Genomic DNA, 17,521 nt, shown 5'->3' with positions numbered 1-17,521 from the left:
TTAGAGTATACTTTTTATATAATTCCGCTAAAATTAAATAGTTTATCTAATTACAAAAGGGAATAGACATGTCAGATCGCGTTTATCAGATTGTAGAGCTTGTTGGAACTTCAGAAAGTGGTATTGAAGATGCAATCAATAATGGAATTGCGAAAGCTGCAAGTTTATACGGTAAACTTGATTGGTATGAAGTGATTCAAACTCGGGGTTTTATTGAAGATAATAAAAACAAATATTATCAAGTACATTTAAAAGTTGGTTGTCATACACATTAATTTTAGTATTTACCAATTTGGCACAGCTTAATTTTTAGTATTAGCTGTGCTTTGCTTAAAAGAATTATTATTAAACTAGATAATCAAACCTTATCCTATCTAAAATATATCCAAGGCTTGAGATTCAGATTGTATAGGAGCTTGGCAAATATTAATCAATTGCTTAAGATCATTTATTTTAATACCATTAATTTTTTCATAATTTTTCATAAGTTCTTTTATTTGACTACCTAGGGCTCCTTGCATTAAATAGTCAACTCCGCTTATCTCGAACAAATCATCACTTTGAAGTTTTGTAATTAACTCTCTAGCGAGGCATATTGAATTGGTTTTTTGATTAAAAAAAGATATTGTAGAGGTTTTTTGACCAGATTCATATTGGCTAACATAATCTTCTAGCAAATGACGTAATGTCTCTTTAGGATTTTGTTGATTTAAAAAATCAATCAGCTCATTAACAGAATTAATAGGGTTTTTTGCTTGCAGTTGACCTTGAAACTTTGTTTGACAAATTTCAGATGTTAAAACATTTTGTATAGCTTCACATAAACTACCTTCAATTAAGGCTTTTCTATCTTTAGATGAAATAAACGTACTCGTATTCTCTAGGGCAATAATTAATTGTCTCGCTGCCTGCAGTTTTTCTTTTTTAGTAAATTGAAAAGGTAATATGACTTCATTTTTATTCTCACGAGATTTAATGTAACTGTTGACTACCTTGATAAGAAAAGCCTGTGGATTATGTATGTCTGCTAATGTATTAGGCGCTAGAGATTGATTTTGTTGAATGTTTTGAATGGCATCTGAGTTTTTTGCTGTTTCTACCTGGGAAGAAAATTCTAAAGCCTTGGAGGGTGATAAGTGTTCTATTTCTAATTCTGCTAAATGTATCAAATTTCGGAAATTAGGTGGCGGTGATAAATGATGTTGTTGAGCATAGGCTAATTGATTTTCAAAGGCTTTAACCATCACCTCCGCTCGGGTTTTAGGAAGGCCTTTATGTACTAAAATGGCTATCATCTCTGAAGTAGGATAAGGTGTGAGGATGGTGGTGATTAAGCGTCTGGAAAGAGCGGTACTTGCAGCGCGTCGCCCAGCCATTGAAGTAGGGTTTTGGGTTCCAAAAATCATAAAGCCAGGTTTTTTAGGAAGATTACCTTCAGGTGTTTTGCCCATCAACAAGCTATTTAGAAGTTTTTCCATCATAGGTGAGCTATTAACTTCTTCTAAAATTACTTTAGCGCCCTCATCAAATGCTCTTAGGAGTAATTTTTCTTTTTCATTAATCGACATACTAATTGGAATGATATAGAAAGGTTTATCTTTCGGATTTTCGTCTTTAAGTTGCGCTTGCTCATAACCGCGTGCGGCAAATAGTGCTTGCAGAAGATCACTTTTACCAATCCCAGGATCACCTTCAATAATAATCCCTCCTAGACCACCAAATCGTTGTATAACATTAAAATTCTCTTTTTTACTGTCTCGCAATTCACATAAATCTAGTAAATCATTAAGTTGTTTGGTAAGGGCGTGTCTTGAAGAGGTAATAAAGAATTCTTTTTTTCCTGCACGTAGAGTTTGAATATTGGTTACAGGCGGACTGGGCGCAGGTTTATATTGCTTATCAAAATTTTCCAAATGAGTAGTTGGTACAAGAGGACGTGCTATTTCAGAGATAATTTGCTTTGTAAGCGACTCAATATTGATAGTTGGATTTTTAGTATATTGTGCCAACACTAGAAGAGCCATCATTTGTAACTCACGAGGCGTAATTAAAATATCAGTTGTTGAGAAGGCACATAAGAAGCGATAGGATTCTAGAATATGTTTGCTGATAGATTGTTGCTGAGCACTGAGAGGAGTTTTTTCAAAAACTGGCTTTAAAATTTTTTCATACAAAACAGCCGGAGGTAGAGGGTTAAAGATGACAGTATTGCCATGTCGTTTGAAAAAGGGAGCAAGTTGTCGCTCATCACCATAACTTAAGGGATTTCCGGCAAAAATAACTTGATGCTTATCAGTTAAAGTATGCATTACCCCATCTATCAAAATAGTAGGCGGTTTATTAAATAGTCCTTCAAATTCACTAAATTGCTTTTGACTTAAATTAGCTTCATCCAAAAACAGAATTTTTTTCCCTAAAACTGAACTGGTGGCCCAATCAGTAATATTGGTTTCACCGATATACAATTTTCCTTCATCTTTTTCTAATAACTCATTTTCGACAAACGTTGACTTACCTACACCCGAAAGCCCAGTTAAAAATACAAAGGGTGAATGCTTTAAAATCTCAAGAATTTGATTGCGTCTTGCTTTACTAAATTTTTCTGCTTCAGCTTGGCTAGATTCTGGATTAAAATTAGAAAGCTCACGAAAGTTTATTGGTAAATCATAGATGCCTTGCCAAGCCTCATCGCTGTTAGATTTTGGGTGTTGGGCCAAATAACGAGCACGAGCTTTAAGTTGACTTAATGGTTCAGCCTCAATATAGTGATGTAGTTGTGAAACCACTTCTTCATCAAAGTTTAATTGAGACTGTATATCTTCTACACTGACGAAATGGCATTGCGGATTTGCAAAATGAAAATCGTCAGCTTTATCAGTGATTAAAACTAATTGTCCCTCAGGGGAGTTGTTGTTTAAACGCTGTAAAAGTAAAGGGGCTAGCGCATCTCGCAATTCTGCTGAGAATTCCCCTTTTAGAAGAACTTTTTTCTTTTGCGCCAGGGCTTGCAAAAGTGCTTTATTTTCGCTACTAAATTCGAAGCGTAATTCTTTTTCCTTAAACTGACCATGTAAGCGATAAAGTAAATCTGAAGGTTTACATTCAGAAACATCAATGACTTCCCAGCTTCCGTTTTGTGTTATTTGTGCTATGGTTGTGTCTAACTCTGAACTTACTAGCACTTGAGTTTGACTTAGTTCACCTGTCCATTTATTTAGAGAGGATGATGAAGATTCTACTAATTGAGTACTGCCCAGTTCAGAAGGTAGAGCAACCCCAGGTGCACAGTGTACTGCTAGTTTTACGCCATGAACTTGGCAGGTATTTATTAGTCTGGCCCATTCATGTTGACTAAGAGAGCGGGTAACATTGATATCTAATGTTGAACCTTTATTCTCTTCAATAATACCTGGTATTAGTTTAATACCTTGGCCAACTACAGTATAACGACTTAGAAAATCGCCATAAGAGGTTGGATTTAAAACCGTTTGAGTTTCTTTAGAGAGACCAGGATGCAATGTTATGAACTTTTCTAAAGTACCCCAATCATAACCTTCATGTTTGGCCAGCGTGATTTCTTGTGGAAATTTTATAGATGGGCCTGGTGTTTGAATTGAGCCTCGGAAATAGGCATCTTGCCAAAACCGAACAAAGGATTCGTCATGCCAAGGAGCATTATGAAGTTGAATATGTTTCCCGCTATCTATTGCTTTAGCTAATTTTCCCTCCTTAAAAGTTAATTGATCACCAGACAATGTCCACTGGCCTAATAATTGGGTTTCCCAATCTGCAGCGTGATAAAGGTTAATAATGGTAGGGTCATCACTAGATGGGTACTCCTTGAAAATTGCTTTAGGAATACTTAAGTTAGGAACGACCTTTACTAAAGGCTCATGCGCAATAGGGCAATTTTCAATAATTTTAAAACGAGAATAAAAATCTGAGCCTTGATAGCAGTCAGGTTTCTTAGTATTGATTACCCCAATTACCAAAGTATCTTCTGGTAAAAGAGTACCGTCGGCTTGACGTTTTTCGTCTAACAAGGTATTAAAGCGGACTAAATCACTGGCTGAAAAGCGATCATAATTAACCAGAATAACCGGTGATTCGCCTTTATGAGCTGTTAAAAAATTATATAGTCGCCCACCAGGACCTTTTTTTAATTGGCCGGTTTTGTTACCACTATCATAAGATATAAAGGGTGATGAGCAAATTAAATCATCAGGGCTATCAACTCGAAAAACTGGCCGTCTTTTTGATTGACAATGACTTTCTAAAGCATAAATTACGGCCGTGACCTCCTTGGTGTCATTGACCTTTATTAAACGTTTTTTGTTCTCAGCTAAAGGCTGGATACAGGATTGAGTATAACTTAAGAGATTATCAGCTATTGCTTTTGTTGGCCTCCATGTAGTAAAAGCTTTTTCATATCCTTTTAATAGTAAATTAGGATCGTGAACAAGGTCGGCTAAATTAATAATTTTTTCTTTTTTAGCAGTACGATTTGTAGGCTTGGTATTAATTTTAAAAGGTTTAATTAATGGGAGATAGGTCAGGATTTCATGACGTTGAAATTCACTTAAATGAGCAATACTGTCTCGTAATGTTGCTGTATTTTCAGGATTTTTTTCCATAAATTGTTGCAGCAACAGGTGCGTAAATCCTTGCAGTTCAGGATTCTTTAAGCCAATAACCCATGCTGGTATTCCTTCATTATTACGCAGTAAGATGCCTTCCAGGGCTGCAGTTGAGAGATTTTTCAGAGGCGTTAATTGTGATAATATCTTTGTACGATTATTGTAATTACTTAAAATTAATAATCCGCCTTCCTCTAAAAAAATGGCTGGATCTTTTACTTTAGGTTTAATTTTTACCGAAGGTGCCTCCACACCAACTAAATTACCTAATGCCATATGAATGGTTTCTATTAATCGATGATTCTCAACTTCACGCGCTCCTAGTGTAAAATTAGGATCATAAACAAGCCATTTACCGCTTGGTAAAGGTTGTATAGCAATAGCATGCCAAGCATTATTTAAAATGGCAGGTTGTCTGAGTTTTAAAAAATCGGCTAAATTATCCCCTAAATATTGCTGATCTACCTTCTTAGGATTTAACTGGTAGTTCTTTACAAAGCCATGTAATTCATCAAAGTATTTTTGAAGTGATGGATTTATGTTTTCTTGCGTTCCATCCCAATTAGCAATGGTATCAATAAAAGTATTCCACTCATTATGAGCTCTCGCCTGAAAAAGATGAGTTAAAGCGTTACAAATGCCATCTTGCATCTTAGAAATAGTCGCTAAATGTTGTCCCTTTAAAGTTAAGTACTGTGATAATTTTTCAATGATCATGCCTTGATTTTTTGTTTTATGTAATCCCCGATAATGAAATTCAAATTCATCGGGTGTAGGCACAAAATTTCTTTGCTCCGTTGGATTAAATGGGCGATCTAATGCTGAGTCTTCTAGATTGGGTAGAGTAATTATGGCATCGCGAGAGTTCCTATTACGATTAATATTTTCATCTTTATTTGCTGATTTGTCAGTCTTTTCATCTTTAGGAACTGCATCCAGATTAATGCCAATGACCTGAATTTTTTCTAATAATTGTTTTAACTGCGCATCCTGTTTAATCTGCTTATAATCAATACCACAATTATTTAAGTTAATGGTTTTAAGGTTTGGAGCTGCTAATAGTAACGCCTTTAAATCGTTGGGTGTAATTTTAGTGTTAATTAAATTAATGGTTTCTAAATATAAAAGGCTACGCTCTGGGATTTTAATTTGACCCATTAATGGCTGACAATGTCTAAAATCAAGATTAACTATTTTCGGTGCTGCTCTTAAAATACTTACTAAACCATCAGGATTTAAAGAGCTTGAGCCTAGGTTTAAATCTTGTAGTTTTGATAAACTATTGATAGGGAGATTAAGTTGGCCATGGAGGGCAGGGCAAGATTCTAAATCAAGAGAAATAAGGTTAGGAGCGGCTTTAAGTAACCCTTTTAAGCCTAAAATAGAAATATGGCTATATTTAAGATTTAAGATCTCTAGCTGCTTTAGACTTTTCTCTTCAAGAGCCAAATCATTTAGTGACGCCACGCTTTTACAGAAATTAACTATCTTAAGATTAGGCGCTGCTGTTAGTAAAGCTTGAATAGCATGATTACTTTCAGACGCTAATTGAAGCTCTTCTAAGCTTTTAAGGCTTTGTATTGGAAGATTTAAATTAGAAGGATGACTTAAAGGGCCTAGAATTAGTGTTTTAACTTGAGGAGCAGCTTTTAATAAAATTTCTAGGTTAAAACTTGTGCAAGTATTATAGCTCAAATCTATTTTTTCTAAATATAGTAGGCTTTGCTTGGGGAGAGCTAATTCACCTGTTAAGTTTTGACATTGACTTAAAGATAATTCTTTAATTTTTATTGCTTTAGTTAATATGGATTGTACAGTTGATATATTAATTCTGGTGCCATTGGCCTTAAATATTTCAAGGTTAGCTAAATTTTGTTGGCTAAGTTTCCAGTCGCCCGATAATTCTGAACACCTTATTAAGCTAATCTCTCTTAATTTAGGTGAGGCTAAAAGTAGTGCATCTAAACTTGATTTATTAATGTTACTACCGTCTAAAGTTAAATGTTCTAAATCAGGTAAGCTGCCCTGTGTTAAGTTTAGTGCTTCATTTAAATTTGTGCACTGGGCTAAATTTAATTTTTTTAGCTTAGGCGAGGCACGCAAGATTACTTGTAAATTTGCAATTGAAATATTGCTTTTAAAGGCGATTATCTCTTCAAGTTTTGTTGCTTGTAAATCTATTTTCAATGGGATATCTAATAGCAGATTTCTCTCTATACTTAAGCTAGTTAGATTGGGTGCAGCTAATAACAATATTGATAAATTATCAGCAGATATGGAGGTATTAGAAAAGTCTACCTCGGTTAAGTGGCTTAAGCTACCTTTTTCGAGTTGTAAATGAATATCATTTTTAGAATTTCTGATAGATAGTTTTCTAAGTTTAAAAGCAGCCTTAAGAAGTGAATTAATTGTAGATGCACTAAATTTACAATCACTTAATTCAATTTCTTCTACATTTTGCGTATTTAATTCAATTTCCTCATTGCTTAGATTTATTTCTTTTATATGACTTGCTTGAAATGTTCGAATAGGACAAGCAGAAAATATTTTCTGTAAAAGATCCTGTGAAATAGAACTATAGGATACAGATAAGTGTTCTAGATGACTAAGTGTTGTTATAGATTCAGGCGTGTAACTTTCTATAGAAATTTTTTTAAGTTGACTTGCAGCTGCAATTAATAAATTAATATTTTCTCTATAAAACCCTTCACCATTAAAAGCGGATGATAAAGTTAATTCCTCTAAACTAATTAAATTTTTCAAATCAATATTTAATCTTTCTTGCAGCACAAAGGCATGATATAAATTTAACGATCTTAAATTAGATGCTGCTAGAATAAATTTTTGTAGATTTACAAAATTGACGCCTGCAAAATAAATTTCTTGCAGGTTACTAAGGCTTTCTTTTTCAAGGTTAATGTCTTGAGAATCTAGTTTAATTTGCAAAGTCTTAAGCTTGGGTGCGATTTTAAATAACGATTGTAATACTAATGGCTGTATCGTTAAGTTAGAATTAAAGTATGTTAGCGTTTTTAAATCCTCTTGAGTTAATGTAAATCCCTCTAGAACAATGGGTATTCCATGTAGAATAAAATTTTTGATAACTTCTTCTTGCTCGAAATTTAAAAAAGAGATTGATTCATATTTTGTTTTAATGGGTATAAAGGGGAATTTCTCCTGAAATTGCTTACAAGCGGTATTGGCTTCGCTTGAAAAAATATCATGAATAAGATACGTAAAAGGAGGGGTAGCTTGTTGTAAAATAGCGATGATTTTTGCCTGCTCACTTTCAGTTAAGCTTAAGTAATCACTTATTTTTAATCCACGACCTTCTGTTAAGGTAGGCTTATTTTCGACTAAATAAGAAACCCAGTAGTCATCTAAAATAAGACTATTGTCCTGATTATAGTGCTTATTAGGTGCTCTAATTTCATTAGGATAAGCAGGTATCATAGCAGTACGTATTCTTTTATCTCGAAGAATCGTTAAATTATCTTTTGTTAAGGGAATTAACTGACCTGTTTGCCATATTGAAACAGAAAAACCAGCGTCAATGAGTTTGGTTAGCTCTTCAATTACAGCACTTATTTTATCCTCAGACCAATTTCTAGCACTCCAATCAGCAAGAATTATCTTTTTAGGCTGCTGTTTTTTAGGCAAAGAGGCAGGAATCCAATAAGGTTTTTGCTTTATTAACTCATTAACCTCTATATTCCCCGTAGGGGTTTCTTGGTAAACGCGCTTACTTACGGTTTGTAATAAGTAGAAAAAAGGGTCTAAATCAGGCATAGTCCAAGCAAAATATATAAACTTTTATTAAATATTAGACCAGTTTGTTAAATTTAAGTAATATTTGTTTGAATTATGATAAATTTAAGTGGTTAAAATTAAGTTACTGCCTCATAGACTTCTGAAGTTTCATGTAAAACCTTTAAAAACGCTTTACCATAATGATCTAACTTATATTTGCCTACGCCAGAAATAGATAATAGTTGCTCTAAACTTTGTGGTTTTTTTATAGCCATTTCCTGTAACGTGCTATCACTAAAAATCATAAACGGTGGCTTACTTTCTTCATCTGCAATTTGTCGTCTCAGCGTACGTAATTTTTCAAACAGTGGGTTGTTTTTGAGGGATGGCAATTTAATTTTTTCTGATATTTTAGCTATTTCAGGTTTATCCGTATTGAAAATGGCTAGCTTAATTCTTTCCTCGCCTTTTAAGACGGAGATAGCTTTGTTTTTAAGACGTAGAACATTAAAGTGATTGATATCCTGATAACAGTAATCTTGATGAATTAATTGCCAAGCAAGTTGTTTCCAGTAGTAAGCTGGCTTATCTTTACCTATGCTATAAGTACTTAGTTTATCATGTCCTGCTTGTTTAATTTTATCAGCCGTGCTGCCGCGTAATACATCTATTGTATAAGCCATGCCATAGTTTTGTCTTAAGCGATAAATACACGATAACAATTTTTGTGCGTCTTCAGTTGTGTCTTGCAAAACAGGAGGATTATCACAAATATCACAGTAATTACAGTCTGAATCATACTCCTCATCAAAATAACGGAGTAGAATTTGCCTGCGACAGTGATTACCTTGAGCGAAAGCCAACATGTGATTTAATTTAGCAATTTCAATATGTTGTTTGTGATTATCTTCAATTGTTGCTACTAAGCTTCGTAAACGTGCACTATCGGCTGGATCATAAAGTAAAAGTGCTCTGGCAGGCATTCCATCTCGCCCCGCGCGGCCAGTTTCTTGGTAATAACTTTCTATGGTCTTAGGTAAGTCATAGTGAACAACAAACCGAACATTAGGTTTATCAATACCCATTCCGAAAGCAACCGTTGCGATCACTAACTCGATTCTATCGTAACGAAATAACGTTTGTACTTCGCGTCTATCATTATAGGAAAGGCCGGCATGATAGCCTCGTGCTGCAAATCCTACGGCTCTTAATTTTTCGGTTAATTTATCAACGGTATTACGCGTTCCACAGTAAATAATCCCGGCTTGCGAGCGCTGTGTTTCTAAAAAACTCTGTAGTTGTTTAAAAGCATTATTTTTAAGTGTTACCGAATAATGAATATTAGGCCGATTAAAAGAAGCTAAATAAATCTTAGGCTGGTAATTTAATTTAGCGACAATGTCTAATCGCGTTTGTTGATCGGCAGTTGCGGTAAGGGCAATAATAGGAACATCTGGAAAATGCAGTTTCAATTTACCCAAAAGGGCATATTCAGGGCGAAAATCATGGCCCCATTGTGAGATACAATGGGCCTCATCGATAGCAAATAAAGCAATACGGCAGTCATCTAGACGGTCCAAAAAAGCAGAGCTAATTAAACGTTCTGGAGCAACATATAATAAATCCAGTTGATCATTATGGAGATCAGCAAGAACTTGTCTAGATTCTTCACTATCTAAGGAAGAATTATAATAAGCTGCGCGAATACCTTGTAATTTTAAAGCAGCAACTTGGTCTTCCATTAAAGAGATTAAGGGAGAGACAACAATAGTTATACCTTTAAGAATAAGAGCTGGAATTTGATAGCACAATGATTTTCCACCACCGGTAGGCATTAAAACGAGTAAGTCATCTCCTGCGAGCAAATCATTAATAATAGACTCTTGTAATCCTCTAAATTGGGCAAAGCCAAAATAGTTTTTTAAAGCAGTTGCAGGATCAATTAAATTTGTTTGCGGATTGGACGAAATTTCCATGTGCTTTTCTTTTTTATTTCACGGACGCCGAAAATTAGCAATAATAGCATTTTTATCTATATCATCATAAAGAAAATAATTAATATGACGAGTATGAGATAATACTAGAATAGTAAATAAAATGGATAACAAATTTTAATTGCTAAATAAATACGATGCCATGAAGATGGTTTTTTATTTAAGATTAGATAACAAGTTAATTTTATTCTTATGTGAAATTAGCTTAAATTAAGGATAGGCTTATGGATTTCTACTATAGTGAGGAACACTCAGCATTTCGTGACATGGCTAGAGAGTTTGCACGTAATAAACTTGCTCCTAAGGCTGCTGAATGGGATGAGCAAAGTTATTTTCCTATAGAGATTTTACGCGAAGCTGCCGCATTGGGTATGGCCGGTATGGTTGCTGCAGAAGATATTGGGGGTTCTAATCTGAAGCGTTTAGATGCGGCTCTTATCTTTGAACAGTTAGCTGCTGGATGTATTACTACGAGCGCTTACCTTTCTATTCACAATATGGTTACCTCCTTAATTGATAAGTACGCAGATGCTTCATTACGTCAGATTTGGGGTCCACGTTTAACATCTATGGAAGTAATAGGTAGTTATTGTTTAACAGAACCCGACTCAGGTTCAGATGCAGCTTCTCTCAAAACGCATGCTGTAAAAGATGGGCAAGATTATATCGTCAATGGTACAAAAGCATTTATTTCTGGCGGCAGTGTAAGTGATGTTTACCTTTGTATGGTTCGCACCGGTGACGAGTCGCATCATGGAATTTCTTGCTTATTAGTAGAAAAAGGGACGCCAGGTTTAAGCTTTGGTAAGTTAGAGAAAAAGCTCGGTTGGCGCAATCAGCCAACGTGCATGCTTTATTTTGAAAATTGTCGAGTTCCCATTAGTAATCGCGTTGGTGATGAAGGCATGGGCTTTAAAATTGCCCTTAATGCTTTAAATGGTGGCCGCGTTAATATTGCCTCCTGCTCACTTGGCGGCGCCACTGCATGTTTACGTTTAGCGCAAGCTTATTTAAAAGAGCGTAAACAATTTGGGAAACCCCTAACTCAAATGCAGGCATTACGTTTCTATTTTGCGGATATGCTTACAGACTTTGAGGCTGCTCGCTTAATGGTTTATCGGGCTGCTGATGCTTTGGATAAACAAGATAAGCAAGCACCTATGTATTGTGCCATGGCAAAGCGGCTAGCCACAGATGTTGCTTTTCGTATTAGTGATAGGGCAATGCAGTTACATGGTGGTTATGGTTATTTGCATGATTATCAAATTGAGCGCATATTTCGTGACTTGCGAGTTCATCAAATACTCGAAGGAACAAATGAGATTATGCGTGAAATTATTGCAAAATCTGTATTAGATGAAGAGTTTTTTATTGATTAGATCTTTTATATGATCTGCCTATTTTATGTAAGTACAAGGCGCAAGTGTTTTGAGGAGCGGAATTTACACGCTGCAAATGAGCACCGGAGAAACACTTGGAACGCAGCACTTGCGTAAAAGAGGTAGGTTATGCAAGAGATCTATTAAAAGGAGTATTATAAATGAGTATTGTAGAGAGGAACTTAGATAAGGGAATTTTAACCATAACCTTTAATCGTCCTGAAAAGTTAAATGCACTTAATGAAGAAGTATTACAAACCTTGCAAGAAATAATTGAGCAAGCTAAATATAATGCAGAAGTTAAAGCGTTATTAATTACAGGAAACGGTAAAGCATTTTGTGCAGGAGCAGATATTAATCGTTTAGCAGAATGTGATGCACAAAGTGGCTATCAATTTGCTTGTTATGGACAAGAGGTCTTTCGCCAGCTTGAAACAATGGGCAAACCTTCTCTTGCTGCAATTAATGGTTTTGCCTTTGGCGGTGGTTGTGAACTAGCAATGGCAGCTACACTCCGTGTTGCTTCCACTAATGCTCAATTTGGCCAGCCTGAAATTAAATTAGGCGTCATTCCTGGTTATGGTGGTACCCAACGTTTAGCTCGCTTGGTGGGTAAAGGTCGTGCACTTGATTTATGTTTAACCGGCCGTTTCATTGATGCGCAAACTGCACTGGCTTGGGGATTAGTTAATGAAGTTGTTGAACCTGATTTATTGCTTGATAAGGCAAATCAGATTTTGAAAAATCTTATTTCCATGGCACCTATTGCTGCTAAAAGTATTATGGAAGTTATTGATCGAGGTTATGATTTATCTCTAAGTGATGCATTACATCTTGAGGCAGTTCATTTTGCAAAAGTATGTGCGAGTGAGGATAAAGCGGAAGGGGTCAATGCGTTTTTGAATAAAAGACCAGCGTCATTTAAAGGGGTTTAAAGCATGACAGACGTTCGCTTCGATTGCCAGAGCCAACTTGGTATTATTACTTTAGCGCGCCCGCAAGCATTAAATGCAATTAATTTAGCCATGATTCAAGCAATACAACAACAACTGCTGCTGTGGGAAAAAGATAATTCAGTTCAGGCTATTATTATTCAGGCTGAACCAGGTAAAGCATTTTGTGCAGGCGGTGATGTACGATGGCTTTATGAAACAGGTTTAAGAAACAAAGCAGAACAGATGCAATTTTTTTGGCATGAATATCGGCTAAATTATTATATTCATCAATTAAAAAAGCCTTATATTGCATTGCTCAATGGCATTACTATGGGTGGAGGCGTTGGCATATCTTTGCATGGTTCTTATACTATCGCCCAAGAGCAATTTGTTTTTGCAATGCCTGAGACTGGTATTGGATTATTTCCTGATATTGGCGCAAGCTATCTTTTATCACATTGTCCAGGAGAGATTGGCTTATATTTAGCTTTAACGGGTAATCGTTTAAATGCTGCAGAAGCTTATGCTGCAGGTTTAGTAGACTATGTTGTTAGCAATGATAAGTTTACAGAAATTATTTCTTGTTTACATAAATTGGATTTAAGTGATAATCCTCATCAGCAAATAAAAATACTTTTACAACAAATTGCAACCAGCTTTAAAACAACCTTCCCAAATATTGAAAAAATTAATCAATATTTTTCAGAATCCAGCGTGCAAAATATCATTACAGCATTAAGAAAAAGTGAGGATTCTTGGGCTTTGACTACGTTACAAACGCTAGAGCAAAAATCTCCCTTAAGTTTAGCTGTCACGTTTGAACAAATTAGGCGAGCTAAATCATTATCTATGGCGGATTGTGTGAAAATGGATTATCGTTTAGTGACTCATTTTATGCGTGATCATGACTTTTATGAAGGCATAAGAGCATTATTAATTGATAAAGATAAAAAACCGCGTTGGTCACCTGATAGCCTAGCTGCAGTCACGCCAGCTTTAGTGGCTAATTATTTTGAGCAGGATGGAGAGGAATTATCTTTGCTTGTAGAAAATTAAAGGGGTATCTGTTTCTATCCTCTAATAGAGGATAGAAAATTTAATATTTTGCTAGGATAAATCATGGATAAATTCTAAGATTAGCTGATTAAATTCATCAGGCTTATCAAGCATAACTGCGTGTCCTGCGTTCTTGATAAAATGTATTTTATCTTGCCAAAGATTCTTAAATTTTACTTCATGTTGAACATAGTCATAATTAATTGCAATATCATCTTCACCACCTATTATTGCAATAGGCTTATCCCAATTCGCAACAATATTACACTGATTTCTACCTATCCCATCAATAATTGACTGTGGATAAAGTATACGCGCCTTTTCATCAGTATTGAGTATGGCATCGACTAAAAATTCTTTTTCAGCACGACCGTCATAGCCAGAAACACTTGCTAGTAATTGTGCCTCCGTATACGTTAAATGTGCCTTGCCAAAGCAGGCCATGATTTTTGGGTCTAGAGCCTTAAAACCTTTTTGTATACCTTGCAAGGAAACTTCTAGAGGTGGCGTGCCTGTAAGTAACAAACCCTTGAGTTGTGGAACTTTATCAACCATTTCTAAAGCGATATGACCGCCCAAGGACCAGCCGATAATGAATAATTTTTCGATTGATAAAGATTGCAATGCACTGATAATTGTGTCAGCAAAGCCTGGGAAGCTATAGGTTTGTAGAGGTGAAAGAGGCGGGGGACTTAGGCCATAACCAGGTAAATCAATTGCAATGCGATGATAAGATTTAATTACATCAGCATTCATTTGGTGATGGAAGAATGTCTTGTTTGTGCAATGTCCATGCAGAAACAACAATGAAATTGATGCGTTTGGGTTTTCTTCCCAAATTGAAAGTGTATTAGAAAAAGACACTGTTAATCATTAATAGAATTAAATAAAAACATAATAACACAATGTGAGAAAAAAACTTGCATAGTTGTGTTATTAGCGTTTAAAAATAGTGAGGCATCTTCCCTCGCTATTTATATATTTTAAATATTAGCTAAGTTGGTAAAATCATTTTCCATTAGCACAGGCTTATTGTTAATAATAGCGTCTTTTAAAACAGCAATTGTTCTTACTGAATGACCTGCTTTAAGTTTAGAATGAAACTTAAATAATAAATTTAAAGCTTCTAATTGTAATGTTTCTAGCGTTAAATCTTGTTGGGAAACTAACTTATCCAACGCAAGGAAAAACTCATTAATGGTATTGCTGTGTTTACCTTTAAAAAACGATAAAGCAGCGCGTTGATGTAACTCCTTATGTCCTGTAAGAACTTCTTTAACACCCTTAAGTCTTTTAACTAACTCTTTTTTATCACTACATTGTATTAATTTATTGATGTCTGCTTCAATCGAGTAACCTTCAATCGGATGGCTACATTTCTCAATTAAAAGTGCTTTTGCCCATCTTAAACCTATTGCTTGTTGATCAGCTTTTTTATTGATAAGGGGAAAATTTAATTGGCGTATTATCAACTCAACTAATCCAGTATTATTTTCTTGCGCTAAGGCTATTATTAAGCGTACTTGATTTTCTTGAGGGTCTTGCCGGTTAAATTTAATTAAAGCATTTTTAGGTAATTTAAGTTTATTAAGGTCAAGCTGAGTAAGTATTTTTGTTGCTATTTGCTCTACATCAATATAGTCAATATAATTTTCAGTAAGTTGATCTTTTAAAGCTAAAATATCCTCATCAGTATATTGCGAGATATCTTCTTCCACTAATTTAGGTAGCAGCGTGTTGCGAATAAACGCTATGCCTTTTGTTGTTTTGCTAAGGTTAAGCATTTCTACCAATGTGATTAGACGATGACCTTCAGGAAAGTCGCTTTCTTGATAATCTGTATTATGTACTTGATTGTAATTGGCAAGAATTTCAGTAAAGTTAAGCTTATTTAATTTAACTAAAAACTCAGCTTTAATTTCAAAATTATTAAAACTTTTACCCTCTGCAGTTGACATATTACGCTTTAGATCATCGAAATAAGCATCTCTTAAATTTAATAATTGATCATTTGTAAGTATACTAATATCGTCGTTAAGAAAGCGTGGTAAAATTGCTCTTAAAAAATCAGGATTGCCTGATTTTAACATTGCTAGCACAGCAATCGTCTTATCTGATTTTGTTGAAAATTTTAAAGGTAAAATAGCTGGAGTTGAGTGATAATTTTTGAATATGCTAAACAATTCATCAAAATTATCAGACATTAATGTTAACGTTTGTTGGTGTAACGCATTAAAATATTTACCAACTTTTTCCTTATTTTGTTCAATGACATCGCGAGTTAGTGCCATATATAATTCTTCTTGAGCAGCACGTAAGATAATTTTTTCATCTTGAGAATTAGTTAATATCGCGTAAGTAGTTCGATATTTTTGAAAATCTTTGATTTTATCGATATGTTTCTTTTCTTGTCCCCATTCAAATAACTCTTTAAGCGTTTGATGTTGATAAATTTCCGCATATATTTCATTTTGTAAAAAGCCCGTTACAAAGCCGCTACCTGTTTGGTAATGAGGAAGGTATCGACTATCACCATTATTAAAAATAGTTACATTTGCTTTTTGTTGGTTTTCTAACTCAATTGTAGTAGAAGAAATAACTTGGCCACTCTCGCCACGTCCTGAAGGAAACCTTGAACGTAATACTTCATTTGCTTCTAAACTATCTATAGGTAATCTAGGGAAGACTAGTATTGCAATTTGTCGTATATAGTTTGCAACTTTTTCTTCGAATTCTTTCTTTTCCATGACCATCATGGCGATAGGAATTTCTGCACCAATATATAATATATCATTAGCATAAAAAACCCGGATACGTGGAGGACGTATTAGATTCCAGCCAAATTGTTTTAATGGCTTCTGCCAAGGCGATAAATCAAGTGAACGCTGATTTTGCTCTAATGTATTACAGCTAATGATTTCTTGCTCAAATTTGTCTTTTATAAAAAAGGTCGTTGTCCCATGAACAGGAACAACTGGCATAGATTCAACATCAGGCGTTGCATTTTCCATTCGATATTTTTTCTGATCAGGATAAATAATTTCATGTTTTTTTGAATCACCTTCGAGTGCGCCAGTTGCCACATGAATTTGAATATCATTATCGGTTAAACCTAAGTCTTTTATAATGTCGAGTACTTGCTCAGAAATAGAATCATTGAGGTCAAGGTTTTGTTTAATAAGCTGTAAATTGCCTTGCTGAAAAAGGGTATCAAGTAAGATTTGTTGTAAATCGCGAATCTGGATTTGACTGAAGTGCTTAGCAGCAAAAACAGAATCATCACCTTGTTGGAAACCTTGCGCAACAGAAAATTTTCGTTCGTGCATTAATTTATCTAATGCTTGTTTATCAATGCCATTATTAATTAACTTCTCTGTAACATCTTCTCGTTCAAAACGAAAAATATTGGCCCGGGATAATTTTCTATCAATGCTATGATTTTCAGGTTTTAAACGACGATCTAGAATAATAATTTGAGCATTGGGATTAAGTTTTCTAACCTTTAAAGCACGGTGTAAATTGGCAGGGCCGGCTCCTACAAAGACATGAATTGGCACAGAATACCTCTTTTTGTTTTATAGACAAAAATGTGCGCCGATTATACTTTTGAAAGCTTAAGGATTACTTAAGAGAAGACAATATACCTAAATTTAAATTTTTTGTTGTTTTAAAACCACCATATTTTCTTAAAAATAATCATTGGTTAATTGAGTCAATTAATAAATGTATAAAAATATTACATCAATTCAATGTTTTAACTTAAGGTTAAA

The 17,521-nt window shown here is 34.8% G+C and carries 8 protein-coding genes; 4 read left to right on the top strand and 4 right to left on the bottom strand.

The window, feature by feature from the left end; all coding sequences use genetic code 11:
- Positions 1-68 precede the first annotated feature (68 nt).
- Positions 69-275, top strand: coding sequence for a dodecin (locus E1P04_RS12650; RefSeq protein WP_131783269.1), 207 nt, complete (start codon positions 69-71; stop codon positions 273-275).
- A 99-nt stretch (positions 276-374) separates the two neighbouring features.
- Here E1P04_RS12650 and E1P04_RS12645 read toward each other — a convergent pair whose 3' ends face one another.
- Positions 375-8,426 carry a hypothetical protein gene (locus E1P04_RS12645; RefSeq protein WP_131783268.1) on the bottom strand — a complete coding sequence of 2,684 codons (8,052 nt, stop codon included), beginning with the start codon at positions 8,424-8,426 and terminating at the stop codon, positions 375-377.
- Between the two features lie 98 nt (positions 8,427-8,524).
- On the bottom strand, positions 8,525-10,363 hold the full coding sequence (gene recQ, locus E1P04_RS12640) for a DNA helicase RecQ (RefSeq protein ID WP_131783267.1): 1,839 nt from the start codon (positions 10,361-10,363) through the stop codon (positions 8,525-8,527).
- Positions 10,364-10,605: 242 nt separating this feature from the next.
- Between recQ and E1P04_RS12635 the strand changes: the two genes are divergently transcribed.
- The 3 genes from E1P04_RS12635 to E1P04_RS12625 all read left to right on the top strand — a co-directional run bounded on the left by E1P04_RS12635 (position 10,606) and on the right by E1P04_RS12625 (position 13,751).
- A complete protein-coding gene (locus tag E1P04_RS12635; protein WP_131783266.1) occupies positions 10,606-11,760 on the top strand; it encodes an acyl-CoA dehydrogenase family protein in 1,155 nt (384 codons plus the stop codon).
- A 161-nt stretch (positions 11,761-11,921) separates the two neighbouring features.
- Positions 11,922-12,695, top strand: a complete 774-nt coding sequence (locus tag E1P04_RS12630; RefSeq protein WP_131783265.1) for an enoyl-CoA hydratase/isomerase family protein — start codon at positions 11,922-11,924, stop codon at positions 12,693-12,695.
- A 3-nt stretch (positions 12,696-12,698) separates the two neighbouring features.
- Positions 12,699-13,751, top strand: a complete 1,053-nt coding sequence (locus tag E1P04_RS12625) for an enoyl-CoA hydratase/isomerase family protein (RefSeq protein ID WP_131783264.1) — start codon at positions 12,699-12,701, stop codon at positions 13,749-13,751.
- A gap of 51 nt (positions 13,752-13,802) precedes the next feature.
- Here the strand turns inward: E1P04_RS12625 and E1P04_RS12620 are convergent, their stop codons facing one another.
- Together E1P04_RS12620 and E1P04_RS12615 are read right to left on the bottom strand one after the other, a co-directional pair.
- The gene (locus E1P04_RS12620) at positions 13,803-14,615 is read right to left on the bottom strand and encodes an alpha/beta fold hydrolase (RefSeq protein WP_131783263.1); all 813 of its coding nucleotides are present in this window, start codon (positions 14,613-14,615) and stop codon (positions 13,803-13,805) included.
- 119 nt (positions 14,616-14,734) lie between these two features.
- Positions 14,735-17,308 (bottom strand): hypothetical protein, encoded by a 2,574-nt coding sequence (locus E1P04_RS12615; RefSeq protein ID WP_131783262.1) that lies wholly within the window; start codon positions 17,306-17,308, stop codon positions 14,735-14,737.
- Positions 17,309-17,521 lie beyond the last annotated feature (213 nt).

It is taken from the genome of Legionella gresilensis, from assembly GCF_900639865.1.
Taxonomy (GTDB): Bacteria; Pseudomonadota; Gammaproteobacteria; order Legionellales; family Legionellaceae; genus Legionella_C; species Legionella_C gresilensis.
The sequence above is the reverse complement of the archived record's forward strand: the minus strand, read 5'-3'. Positions and strand labels throughout refer to the sequence as shown.

What these genes read in the sequence shown, in the direction of transcription:
- E1P04_RS12630 (WP_131783265.1), top strand. Translation starts at nt 11,922, where the DNA reads ATGAGTATTGTAGAGAGGAACTTAGATAAGGGAATTTTAACCATAACC.
- recQ (WP_131783267.1), bottom strand. Translation starts at nt 10,363, where the DNA reads ATGGAAATTTCGTCCAATCCGCAAACAAATTTAATTGATCCTGCAACT.
- E1P04_RS12625 (WP_131783264.1), top strand. Translation starts at nt 12,699, where the DNA reads ATGACAGACGTTCGCTTCGATTGCCAGAGCCAACTTGGTATTATTACT.
- E1P04_RS12645 (WP_131783268.1), bottom strand. Translation starts at nt 8,426, where the DNA reads ATGCCTGATTTAGACCCTTTTTTCTACTTATTACAAACCGTAAGTAAG.
- E1P04_RS12635 (WP_131783266.1), top strand. Translation starts at nt 10,606, where the DNA reads ATGGATTTCTACTATAGTGAGGAACACTCAGCATTTCGTGACATGGCT.
- E1P04_RS12650 (WP_131783269.1), top strand. Translation starts at nt 69, where the DNA reads ATGTCAGATCGCGTTTATCAGATTGTAGAGCTTGTTGGAACTTCAGAA.